We start from the raw sequence: 12,427 nt of genomic DNA on the forward strand, positions 1-12,427 counted from the left end.
TCGCAGGAAGAATGAATCTCAAGGAAATGTCAACATGTATGTAGTTTTGAAGATATAGTGGAAACCAGCTAGTAGTTAGCTGGTTTTTTTATGTGCAAAAATAAAATTGTGCTTTTTAACCGAATCAAGTAAGGAGCGAAGCGGATTGCGAATATCCGTTTGACTTAAATTAAGGAAATAGAGAAGGCCAGCTGGATGTCAGCTGGTCTTTTTTTGATTTTTTGTCTTTAAATGAAAAAATTCATATATTACTACATTTGTAGAAAAAACAGCTTGACATTAATCTTCTACGGATGTAGTATATGATTAACTTCTACAAAAGTAGAAGAAACAGATAAAAATGAAGTTACAATTAATGACGAAAGGGGAATTTTTATGAACAGAAAAAGATTTATTACGATTGTTGCTTCGTTATCAGTATTTTGCATGTCAGTGGCTGGAACGGGTGCTGTGTGGGCCACGGATAGCGGGAGTGAGAAGTTTGACCCGCAGCCGGTGAGTTCAGACTGGGAGCAGAAAGATATGAAGGGAACATATGCTTATTTTGTGAGCGGTAAGGACTGGGTTGGTGTTTATAAGTATGATGCAGATGATGATACGCCATTGTTTGCGAAGGCAAGTGACCAGTATGCGGCTTGTTACGAGACGGCTTATTCTGTTGGCAGTGACCTTTATGTGGTAAAGGGATTTGCGAAGGATGTGGATGATATTGGTAAGGTACGTGAGATGGTGGAGAGTATTTCTTATCCGGGAAATCCAGCATTGGATAAGCAGAATGGTTTTGACAATAGTGGAAGTGATCAGAATTCAGAGACAGGGGAAACAGAGGCTTCTGATGAGGTAAATGTGAATACAGATGAGGATGGTGACAATAATAGTTCTCTTGAGACATTGACGCTTGTGAGAGAGGATGGAAGTACTTTCACGATTAATCAGCAAACAAACGGGGATTATTGTTACCGGGATGATGATGGTGTAGGATATACGGATAATGGTGATGAGAGTTATACAGATGAGTATGGGAATACTTATAGGGCTTTAAATGATGAAACACATTACCTGGGAATAACATTAGAGCAGCATACACTGGAGTCTTTTGATGGAGATACGGTTACAGTTACACAGACAACAAATGGAGATTATTATTATCGGGATGATAATGGAACTGGTTTTACTGACAATGGAGACGGAACCTGGACGGACGAAAATGGTAATGATTATACAGAGATAAATTAGCATTGACAGATTATTGTGTGGTTGCTACAATAAAATTATTCCTACAATTGTAGAAGAAATGAGGTGATTTTATTGAAAAAAGCATATCAGCGTCTGCCGGAGTCAGAGTTGGATATTATGCTGGCTTTATGGAACGGGACTCCGCCGATGACCCGGGCAGAGATTGAGAAGCTGGTGAATGTAAAGAAACAATTGGCTCCGACTACGATCTTGTCATTGCTGACCCGATTAGAGAATAAGAATTTCGTTTTTGTGGAGAAGCAGGGAAAGATGAATCTGTATACGCCTCTGGTATCCCAGGAAGATTATCAGGCAAATGAAAGTAAGAGTGTACTGGAGAAACTTTACGGAAATTCTCTTAAGAAGTTTGTGACTTCTCTTTATCAGGGAAAGAAGATAAGTTCAGAGGAAATACAGGATCTCAGTGATTTTCTGAGGGAGTTGGATGAGAAGGAGGAATAAGTGATGGCGGAATTTGCATTACATGTTTTGAAGCTTAATATTATTTCCGCAGTTGTTATTTTTCTTGTGCTGGGGTTATCTGTTTTGTTAAAGAACAGATTTACAGCAAGATGGAAGTACGTGGTCTGGCTGGCTGTTGCAGTGAGTCTGCTGGTTCCTGCGCGACTTCCATCGGATTTTTCCCTTATAAATTTCAAAGTGCCGGGGATTGAGAGCAGTGGGAATGAAAAGATAACTGCGAAGAGAATAACTTCGGCAAATGCAGATTCTGCGAATGTAAATTCTTCTAAGGTAAATTTAGAGGATAGCAGTACTGCAGATAAAAAACTGCAGGATACGGTTGTGACAGACAAAACATCCGCAGACACAGTTTTGACAGATGAAGTGCAGTCTGCTTCAAAATCTGCAGCATTGTCTGGCAGACATATCGTACCGCTGGCTGCAAAGATTTTTATGATCGTATGGCTGGCAGGTGTGGTTATAAAATTACTGGCAGAGATCTGTGCATATTATTTTTCTATGAGAAGCCTGAAACGGATGAGTCTTCCGGTGAATGATCTGATGAAGTGGAAAATGTACCGGGATGTGTGTGAACAGAAAGGGATTGGCCGAAGACCTGAACTGATGCAGAATGCAGGACTCAGTACGCCGCTTCTGACGGGATTATTCCGGACGAAATTGTATCTTCCGGCAGTTGGATATTCAGCGGAAGAGCTGAAGCTGATTTATCATCATGAGCTGACGCATTATTTACATAAGGATTTGTGGTATAAGATGCTTCTGAGAATCTGTGCATCTGTGTACTGGTTTAATCCGGCACTGTTGTTTATGCTGTGGGAAGCTGACAAGGATATTGAGAATCTCTGCGATGCGGAAGTTGTCCGTGTCTGCAGCAGAGCAGAACGTAAACTGTACCGGAAACTTCTGCTGAGAACCGTTGCCATAGATAATCAGGTGCCTTATGTGACGGCAAGTCTGAATGACAGCAGTATGGTTTTTAAAGACAGAATTCTGTATATGCTGAATATGAAGAAGCTTCGGAAGAATATTCTTCCAGGAGTACTTTTGGCGATGGTGCTTGTTGGAGGAAATCTGGTGTTTTGTTTTTCGGGAGAGGTGATTTCCGGGGCAGAGAACACGCAGGATCAGATACCAAAAGATGGAGATGAAACAGGACAGGATTCCGAAGAAGATGCTAAGAAGAGAGAATTGGTTGATATGGTGGCAGCTCATGAAACGTCCGGTGGTCAGCAGCTGACAGGAAAGGGAGATAAGCCGGAGGATTCAAACCGTGATGGTTCGACAGAGAGTTCAGAACAGATTGATGCTGCAGATCAGGAAGAAAATCAGAATCAGACAGGAGTGAATTCTTCTGATGAAACGGGGGAAAATTCTGACGGTCAGAATCCTGATCCGGATAATTCGGGAGATGGTTATTCAGATACAGATAATAATGGAACCCCTGGAGATGATACTACAGATAAAACGGTTATTAATACATCATCATTGACAGTACGAGGAAGTGGCGGCAGTACATTTGAAATTGAAAGGGTGTTGTATTCTGATTATTCTGTTGAGTACAGAGGATATGATGGTGTTGGATATACTGATAACGGAAATGAAAGTTATACAGATGATTATGGAAATACATATCCCGCTTTAACTGATGCAACTCATTATTTGGGAACAACTTTAGAACAGCATACATTAACTTCTTCTGATGGAAACACAGTTACTGTTACACAGACGACAAATGGAGATTACTATTACAGAGACGATAATGGTATTGGTTTCAGTGATAATGGTGATGGAACCTGGACAGATGAAAATGGGAATACTTATACGGAATGATACCATTAGTTTAACCGAATTAAGTCAGACTAAGAGAAAATCGACTTGCAAAATTTAAAATAAGCCCTTCACTGTTACCTTACCCGACAGTGAAAGGCTTGTTTTTTTGCTGGATTTTTTCAGATGAAATTATTTATAGAATAATTCAATAATCTTTAATCCCACTTCAACAGCAATATCCATTCCTTCCACAGTGATATGTTCATAAGGACCATGGAAAGCATGTCCGCCGGTTCCAAGGTTCGGGCATGGGACGCCCATGAAACTTAAGCGTGCTCCGTCTGTGCCACCGCGGATTGGGGTGATAAGTGCAGGAGTTCCGCATTCTTTGCAGGCAGCAGTTGCACAGTCGATTAGTTCCATGCAGGTATCAATGATTTCTTTCATGTTTCTGTATTGTTCTGTAATGGTAAGTTTTACAGTGCCTTCACCCCACTTTTCATTGAGAATCTTGGCGATGTGCTCCATGGTTTTGAGCCTGCAGTCAAAAGATGCTACATCATGGTCACGGATAATATAGTCTAACATAGCAGTGGAGACATTGCCGTTCATGGCATCAAGATGGAAAAATCCTTCATATTCTTCGGTATCTCTTGGTGTATCTGCAGATGGGAGCATGGAGTTAAATTCAATGGCAACAAGTGCTGCGTTGACCATTGTATTCTTAGAAGACCCCGGGTGTACGTTTACACCGGTAAATTCTACTACTGCTTTGGCAGCATTAAAGTTTTCATACTGGATTTCACCTTCTGTATCGCCATCAAGTGTATAAGCAAAATCAGCTCCAAATTTTTTAACATCAAAATGGGCTGGTCCCATTCCTATTTCTTCGTCAGGGGTAAATGCAATGCAGAGGGGACCATGCGGAATAGTATTGTCATTGAGGTATTCAATTATTGTCATGATCTCGGCAATTCCGGCTTTGTCATCTGCACCGAGGATGGTGGTTCCATCGGAAGTAATGAGAGTTCTGCCTTTTAATGTGGAGAGATGAGGGAACATTTTCGGGGAGAGAACTCTGCCGCTGGTTCCAAGTGCAAGGTCTTTGCCGTCATAATTCGGAGTGATAACCGGAGTAACCGGATGATCGCAGAAATCAGAGACTGTATCCATATGAGCGATAAAGCCCAGTTTTTGGCAGGATTCATATCCTCTGGTTGCCGGAATATGTCCATAGACATAGCAATGTTCATCTACATCGGCATCTTTCACACCCAGTTCCCTTAATTCCTGAACCAGAAGTCTGGCAAGGTCAAACTGATATTGTGTAGATGGGGAAGTACCGGTTTCTTCACTGCTTGGAGTGAATACTTTTACATAAGATAATAGGCGTTCGTATGCTTTCATGAAAAACCTCCTGAGACCGAATTATTTGAAAAAGTTTCGGCTTTAATATAATAAGTATGTTACTGTTCACTCCATTCTCAGTAACGTAGCCCAAATTTATTCCAGATTGCCTGTGGCAATGGAATTTTGGTTTGTATGTCTCGGGATAGTGGTGTGTGAACAGTAACATAAGTATAACATGCGACTGAGATTACGTAAAAATATTTCTTGCATTTTGTAAATAGTTATGATATGATGCTGCTCAAAGAAAAGGGAGTAGCGGCCATCGTTATGAAGAACTGGACTTGTTTTTCCTATAAATGGTACATAAATGCGTCAGAACGGCAGATTAAGAATGCCCGCATTATGATATAATCGGCAAGACTTTTGTTTTAGACATTAAGAGAAGAGCTCATGTTATGTCTGAAATGAAAGTCTTTTTCTTTTCTTCAGAAATTTTTAGAAGCAAAAAATTTAATTATGCCAAATGGTGAAACGGAGGAGAAAAGTGAACGAAAGAGTAAATCCATTTAAAAAATTACAGAAGCCGGGAAAACATGTGAAACGTATTGTAATAGGAGCAGCAGGACTGGTGATTATTGCAGGGCTTGCAGGAGATGCTACCTATCAGATCCAGGAGCAGGAACAGGCAGTATTGACAACTTTCGGAGTGCCGAAGGCAGTGGCAGAAACAGGACTGCATTTTAAGATTCCTTTTATACAGAAAGTACAGAAAGTAAATACAACGATCCAGGGATTTCCTATTGGATATAGTATGGGAGATAATTCGGTGGTTGAGAATGAGGGCATTATGATTACCTCGGATTATAACTTTATTGATGTAGATTTCTTTGTTGAGTACAGAATTTTAGAACCGGTAAAATATCTTTATAATTCAGAGGAACCGGAAGATATTCTAAAAAATATTTCTCAAAGCTGTATCCGTACAGTGATCGCAAGTTATGATGTGGATGAAGTGCTTACCACCGGAAAAGGTGAGATCCAGAGTAAGATTAAAGAAATGATCCTGAAGCAGATGGAGGAACAGGATCTGGGGATTCAGCTTGTGAATATCACAATCCAGGATTCAGAACCGCCCACACAGGAGGTTATGAAAGCATTTAAAGCAGTAGAAACTGCCAAGCAGGGAAAAGAAACTGCTTTGAATAATGCCAATAAATACAGAAACGAAAAGCTTCCGGAGGCTGAGGCAGAAGCAGACCAGATCATTCAGGATGCTGAGGCGCAGAAGCAGGTAAGGATTAATGAAGCGGAAGCTGAGGTTGCACGTTTTAATGCCATGTATGAGGAGTATGTTAAGAATCCGGAGATCACAAAGAAGCGTATGTTCTATGAGGCAATGGAAGATGTGCTGCCGGGAATGAAGATTGTGATTGATAATGGAGATGGAGTGCAGAAGGTTCTGCCGCTAGATTCTTTTACAGGGAACAGTTCAGAGAATCCGACAGAGACACTGAACACGGATCCTGCTCAGGACACACAAGATTTAAATGATTCTGAGAACGAATAAAGAAATGACAGAAAATATTTTATATAAAAAGTGTTTTGGTAAATGAAATACGAAGGATAGAGATATAATTTGGAAAGGACTAATTTATGAAAGGTAAGAAAATTGGAATATTAATTGGTGTGTCTGCAGTGGTTGTAGCTGTCGGAGCGTCGGTAACAGTAACTCAGCAAAATGAATATAAGCTGATCCGTCAGTTTGGTAAGGTTGACAGGGTGATCAGCTCATCGGGAATCAGTTTTAAGATTCCATTTATAGAGAGTACACAGTCATTGCCAAAGGAAACATTGCTGTATGATCTGGCAGCATCTGATGTAATTACAAAAGATAAGAAAACGATGATCAGTGACAGCTATGTTCTCTGGAAAATCAGCGACCCGCTTAAATTTGCACAGACATTAAACTCTTCTGTGGAAAGCGGCGAAAGTCGAATTAATACTGCTGTGTATAATGCCACTAAAAATGCAATCAGCAGTATGTCACAGGATCAGGTGATCACAAGTCGTGACGGAGAACTGTCTGATATGGTCATGGAGGCAATAGGAACAAACATGGATCAGTATGGAATCGAACTTCTCAAATTCGAAACCAAGCAGCTGGACCTGCCGGATGATAATAAGGAAGCTGTGTATGAACGAATGATTTCTGAACGAGATAATATTGCAGCGACTTACAAGGCAGAGGGAAACTCCGAAGCAAAGGTGATTCGAAATAAAACGGACAAAGAAGTAGCAATCCAGATTTCCGATGCCAAAAAACAGGCAGAGATCCTGGAGGCGGAAGGGGAGCAGGAATATATGAAAATCCTTGCGCAGGCTTATGGAGAAGAGGACAGGAGTGAGTTTTATTCATTTGTGAGAAGCCTGGATGCGCTGAAAACATCTATGAAAGGTGAGGACAAAACAGTGATACTGTCCGCGGATTCACCGATCGCTCAGATTTTTGAAGGAAAATAAAAGAAAGTAACAATAATACACTCTAATTTTTCACCAAATAAATGGAAGATAGACATAGAAGATAAGGAATGTTATAATTTTTTTACAAAGAAATCCTGAAGCAAAAAATGTAAGTACAATCTGGAAATAATATACAGAGAAAACGGAGGGATAGAAAATGCTGACATGTATCAGATCAAAACGGCAGAGAGATGCAGCGGAGTATGCTTTACGAACTATTCAGTCATCATGCATAAGGCCTTATATTAAGACAATATATCTGTATGGCAGTTGTGCACGGGGAGAAGAGAAATATAGCAGTGATGTTGATCTGTTTCTGGAATTGTCAGAGTCATTCCGCTCCCGGCCGGAACTTAAAAAATATCTTTATCTTCTAAAATCAGAAGTATCCTCTGAGGAATTGGATGATGCAGAAACGGATCTGAAAATTGTAGTTGGCGATGACTGGAAAAGGAACAAAATGCTGTATTATACAAATGTGCGAAAGGAGGGAATTCAGATATGGCCTTAAATAGTTATTTTGATTTTGCAGAAAACGATTTTCAATATTTTAAGGCTTCTTATGATGCGGGGATAGTGGCAAATATGATGGGTGCCATGGCACAGGGAATATGCGAAAAATATATGAAGCATCTGATCTCAGAATACTATAAACCGGATGATGCTATACAACAGAAAGATTTTGAAAATATTTTGCGTACACATAGTCTGAACAGATTGATGAAATTTCTAAAAGGAAATATGGGAGCAGAGTTTTCAAAAAATACGCAGACACATATGAGAATGATAGATGGTTTTTATTTTTCAACCAGATATCCTGGTGACGATAGCATAGAGATAGATGGTGATGATGTGGAAACCTGTAATGATGCAATAGAATTGTGCAGAAAAGAAGTTTTAGAGTTAGAACGAGAATTAAAAAAGTGTGAGGTATAAACAGAAATTACGTTACGTAACACAGAAAATCTACTATGAATATCGTTGATACCGTATTCGAAATGAAAGATGGCAGGATTTCGTGAGCCTGATATCAGAGAATAGAAAAGAGGCTGTTGCACTAATTGCTTATGTAGTGTGACAGCCTTGTGTATTGTGAACTGAAAATTTGTTACTGAAATGTAAGGAATAAATTTTTAACAACCGTAGCAAGAATTCCCTCACCTCTATAGGTGATGGGATGAATTGCACATTCGAGCATATCTGACTTAAGTTTCGAGCATATCTGCTCAAATTCATAAAAAATTTTAGAGATAAAATGAAACTTGACGAACGATATGAATGTGGATATAATAGGTTCAGAAATAAAAAATTGGAATTTTTAACCGGATTTTACCGGTCCTGATATCGCTAAGGAGGAACATGTTATCATGAAAATCGGAAATGATATTTATTATGTAGGTGTAAATGATCATCAGGTAGATCTGTTTGAAGGCCAGTATGTAGTGCCAAACGGTATGTCCTATAACTCATATGTGATCATGGATGAAAAGATTGCAGTTATGGATACCGTAGATGCTAATTTCAAAGATGAATGGCTTGAAAATGTAGCCAGAGTCCTGGACGGTGCGAAACCGGATTATCTGGTAGTACAGCATATGGAGCCGGATCATGCCGCAAATATCGAGAACTTCATGAAAGCATATCCTGACACAACCGTAGTTGCAAATACCAAGACCTTCACTATGATGGGAAATTTCTTCAGAAACCTGAATCTGGATGGAAAGAAGCTGGTGGTTGCAAACGGTGACAGCCTGACACTTGGAAAACATGTGCTGACTTTCGTATTTGCACCAATGGTTCACTGGCCGGAGGTTATGGTTACCTATGACAGCACTGATAAGGTTCTGTTCTCAGCAGACGGTTTCGGCAAATTCGGAGCACTTGACGTAGAAGAAGACTGGGACTGCGAAGCACGCCGTTACTATATCGGAATCGTTGGAAAATACGGTGCACAGGTTCAGAAGCTTTTGAAAGCTGCCGCAACTCTGGATATCCAGACAATCTGTCCGCTTCATGGTCCAATCCTCACAGAGAACTTGGGACATTACCTTGAGAAATATGATATCTGGTCCTCCTACAAAGTAGAGAGCGAAGGTGTTGTGATCGCCTATACATCTGTTTACGGAAACACAAAGAAAGCAGTAGAACTTCTGGCACAGAAACTGGAAGAAAAAGGATGCCCGAAAGTAACTGTATTTGACCTTGCAAGAGATGACATGGCAGAAGCAGTAGAAGATGCTTTCCGTTACGGCAAACTGGTACTTGCCACAATTACATACAACGGAGATATTTTCCCATTCATGCGTACTTACATCGAAAACCTGACAGAACGCAGCTACCAGAACCGCACCATCGGACTCATCGAAAACGGAAGCTGGGCTCCAGCAGCGGCAAGAGTAATGCAGGGAATGTTCGAAAAGAGCAAAAACATTACATGGCTCGAGAACAATGTAAAGATCATGTCCTCACTCAGCGAAGCAAATGAGGCAGAGATTGAGGCTATGGCTGAGGAGCTTTGCAAATAAATTTTGGCTACGATAAGGTATCAAATTCTGAAGTATATATAGAAAATTATTAAATGCAGAGAATCTGCAACTATACTAATATTAAAAAACAGGGAGTGTACAACTTTAAGTAAGTTGTACACTCCCTGAAATTTTTTACCAGAATATTTGCCTGCCACTCTATTGACAATAGTATGATTTCATACTATTATACTTTGGTATGAAATCATACTATGAAAGGAAAATAAAAATGTCAGAGATAATTCAAGATAAAGTTAATCAAATAAACTGCCTGAACGAAGAAATTGATTCCTTGTATCATCAGGCGGCATTAAAGCTGGGAGTATCGGACTGCGTTCTGTTTGTTCTTTATATGCTTCACACGAATGACGGGAAATGTCTGCTCTATGATATTTACAAATTATCGGGAATCAGCAAACAAACAGTCAATTCAGCAATTCGAAAACTGGAAAATGAAGAAACGGTATATCTGGAAAAATGTAATGGAAAATCGAAGATGGTATATCTTACTGAAAAAGGAAAAACATATACTTCCAAGACAGCTGCACGACTATTTGAGGCTGAATGTAAAGCGCTAAGCAATTGGACGGAGGAAGAAATTAACCTGTATCTTAAGCTGACTGAAAGATATCATGCAGATTTAAAGAATGAAATCGAATCTTTATAGAAAGTGGAAGAACTACTGGAATCTGTCAAATAAGCAGAGGAAAGATTTAAAGAAAATTGTTATAAAATCATCTATAAGATTATGGGACTTAACAACAGAAAGGAAAATAGGAAAATGGAACAGACAATACAGCTTTCGGATCATTTCGGTTACAGACGACTGATCCGTTTTACAATACCGTCAATTCTTATGATGATCTTTACATCCATCTATGGTGTAGTTGATGGATTTTTTGTATCAAATTTCGTTGGAAAGACATCATTTGCAGCGGTAAATTTTATCATGCCATTTCTGATGATCACCGGAGTTATGGGATTTATGTTTGGAACTGGTGGAAGTGCGTTGATTGCTAAAATCATGGGTGAAGGAAAGAAAGAGAAAGCACAGAAAATTTTTTCGCTCCTTATTATGGCTACGATTATCTGTGGAATTGTAATTGGAGCAATCAGCATAATTTTTCTCAGACCAGTAGCCGTATTTCTTGGAGCAAGAGGAGAGATGCTGGAAGAATGTATTATATATGGAAGAATTATTCTCGTAGCATTGCCATTCCTTATGTTACAGTACGCATTTTCAAGCCTGGCTGTTACCGCAGAAAAGCCGAAACTGGGATTGATTGTGACAGTTACTGCAGGTGTGATAAATATGGTTGGTGATGCGCTTTTTATGGCTGTTTTTCAGTGGGGAATCGCCGGAGCGGCAATGGCTTCCGCACTGGGACAGATTGTAGGAGGTATTATTCCGCTGATTTATTTTGCCCGGAAAAATACCAGCCGCTTAAGGATTGTCAGACCGGAATGGGACGGCAGAGCACTGCTTAGAATCTGCACCAATGGCTGCTCGGAACTTATGAGCAATATCTCTATGTCCGTCGTCGGCATGCTTTATAATACACAGCTTATGAAATATGCAGGAGAAGACGGGGTGACAGCCTACGGTACGATCATGTATGTGAATTTTATTTTTATTGCAATTTTCATTGGCTATGCAACAGGTGTTGCGCCGGTGATCAGTTATCATTATGGTGCCGGGAATACAAAAGAACTGAAAAGTTTGCTGAAAAAAAGTTCTGCATTGATTTTGATTTCATCTGCGTTGATGTTTGGAGTATCAGAACTTATGGCAAAGCCACTGGCAGGTATTTTTGTAGGATATGACGCAGCATTGCTGGATATGACTGCGCATGGTTTTTCAATCTATGCAGTTTCCTTTATCTTCGCAGGGATTGCCATATTTGGCTCCGCTTTCTTTACAGCCCTCAATGATGGACTTACATCGGCAGTCATTTCATTCCTCAGAACACTTTTGTTTGAATGCGCTTCCGTAATGATCCTGCCGCTGATTCTTGGGCTTAATGGAATCTGGTGCTCGATTGTTGTAGCAGAGTTCATGGCAGTGGTGGTAACTTTGATATTTCTTGTGGTTAAACGTAAAAAGTATGGATATTGGTAAAATGAAATAGAGTATCTAGATTATATAATCGGCATATGGGTGACCAAGACTTAAAATATTTCTCCAGTTTGTTCTATAATATGCTATACTAGTTTTAGTTAAAACTCAGGGAGGCGGTAAGATGACTAAATTAGGTCAGATGTTAGTTGATGATGGGTACAAGCGTGGAAAAATTCAGGGAGCACTTTTATGTGGAAAAACGCCTGAGGAAGTAGCAGAAATGTTTGATATTTTGTTACAAGAAGTGTTAAAAGTGAAAGAGAATGAAAAAGATATGAAAAAAGCTTGAGTCATAGACTTATATTTATATACTATTTAGAAAAAATTTCACACGGGAAAATTCTAGAAGAAACGGAATTACAGAGAATTTTAAGGTAAATGAATCGTAGATTGACAAAAACATACATTTCAGTGTATACCAAAG

The 12,427-nt window shown here is 39.7% G+C and carries 12 protein-coding genes; 11 read left to right on the forward strand and 1 reads right to left on the reverse strand.

The window, feature by feature from the left end; translation table 11 throughout:
* Window positions 1-375: 375 nt before the first annotated feature.
* The 3 genes from G4417_RS14105 (at window position 376) to G4417_RS14115 (ending at window position 3,549) form a co-directional block, all read left to right on the forward strand.
* Window positions 376-1,236, forward strand: coding sequence for a hypothetical protein (locus G4417_RS14105; protein ID WP_173683947.1), 861 nt, complete (start codon window positions 376-378; stop codon window positions 1,234-1,236).
* Between the two features lie 63 nt (window positions 1,237-1,299).
* Window positions 1,300-1,698, forward strand: a complete 399-nt coding sequence (locus G4417_RS14110) for a BlaI/MecI/CopY family transcriptional regulator (RefSeq protein ID WP_227292248.1) — start codon at window positions 1,300-1,302, stop codon at window positions 1,696-1,698.
* 3 nt (window positions 1,699-1,701) lie between these two features.
* Window positions 1,702-3,549: a M56 family metallopeptidase gene (locus G4417_RS14115; protein WP_173683949.1), complete on the forward strand. Its 1,848-nt coding sequence runs from the start codon at window positions 1,702-1,704 to the stop codon at window positions 3,547-3,549.
* Window positions 3,550-3,678: 129 nt separating this feature from the next.
* On the opposite strand, the gene pepT is transcribed toward G4417_RS14115, so the two are convergent.
* The gene (gene pepT, locus G4417_RS14120; RefSeq protein WP_173683950.1) at window positions 3,679-4,896 is read right to left on the reverse strand and encodes a peptidase T; all 1,218 of its coding nucleotides are present in this window, start codon (window positions 4,894-4,896) and stop codon (window positions 3,679-3,681) included.
* 487 nt (window positions 4,897-5,383) lie between these two features.
* Here pepT and hflK point away from each other — a divergent pair, with 487 nt between their 5' ends.
* The 8 genes from hflK to G4417_RS14160 all read left to right on the forward strand — a co-directional run bounded on the left by hflK (window position 5,384) and on the right by G4417_RS14160 (window position 12,292).
* On the forward strand, window positions 5,384-6,406 hold the full coding sequence (gene hflK, locus G4417_RS14125) for an FtsH protease activity modulator HflK (protein ID WP_062807301.1): 1,023 nt from the start codon (window positions 5,384-5,386) through the stop codon (window positions 6,404-6,406).
* Window positions 6,407-6,492: 86 nt separating this feature from the next.
* A complete protein-coding gene (hflC, locus tag G4417_RS14130; protein WP_055058728.1) occupies window positions 6,493-7,359 on the forward strand; it encodes a protease modulator HflC in 867 nt (288 codons plus the stop codon).
* A gap of 157 nt (window positions 7,360-7,516) precedes the next feature.
* Complete coding sequence (locus tag G4417_RS14135; RefSeq protein WP_008705807.1) at window positions 7,517-7,870, forward strand: nucleotidyltransferase domain-containing protein; 354 nt, start codon at window positions 7,517-7,519, stop codon at window positions 7,868-7,870.
* On the forward strand, window positions 7,861-8,295 hold the full coding sequence (locus G4417_RS14140; RefSeq protein WP_173683951.1) for a HEPN domain-containing protein: 435 nt from the start codon (window positions 7,861-7,863) through the stop codon (window positions 8,293-8,295). Before G4417_RS14135 ends, G4417_RS14140 begins: the two co-directional genes overlap by 10 nt.
* Before the next feature lie 431 nt (window positions 8,296-8,726).
* Complete coding sequence (locus G4417_RS14145) at window positions 8,727-9,884, forward strand: FprA family A-type flavoprotein (protein WP_173683952.1); 1,158 nt, start codon at window positions 8,727-8,729, stop codon at window positions 9,882-9,884.
* Between the two features lie 229 nt (window positions 9,885-10,113).
* A complete protein-coding gene (locus G4417_RS14150; protein WP_022379828.1) occupies window positions 10,114-10,551 on the forward strand; it encodes a MarR family winged helix-turn-helix transcriptional regulator in 438 nt (145 codons plus the stop codon).
* Window positions 10,552-10,665: 114 nt separating this feature from the next.
* Window positions 10,666-12,003, forward strand: coding sequence for an MATE family efflux transporter (locus tag G4417_RS14155; protein ID WP_055053473.1), 1,338 nt, complete (start codon window positions 10,666-10,668; stop codon window positions 12,001-12,003).
* Window positions 12,004-12,124: 121 nt separating this feature from the next.
* Window positions 12,125-12,292 (forward strand): hypothetical protein, encoded by a 168-nt coding sequence (locus tag G4417_RS14160; RefSeq protein ID WP_022379826.1) that lies wholly within the window; start codon window positions 12,125-12,127, stop codon window positions 12,290-12,292.
* The last annotated feature ends 135 nt before the right edge of the window (window positions 12,293-12,427 follow it).

Origin of the sequence: Blautia wexlerae (genome assembly GCF_013300825.1) — a bacterium.
Lineage (GTDB): Bacteria > Bacillota > Clostridia > Lachnospirales > Lachnospiraceae > Blautia_A > Blautia_A wexlerae_B.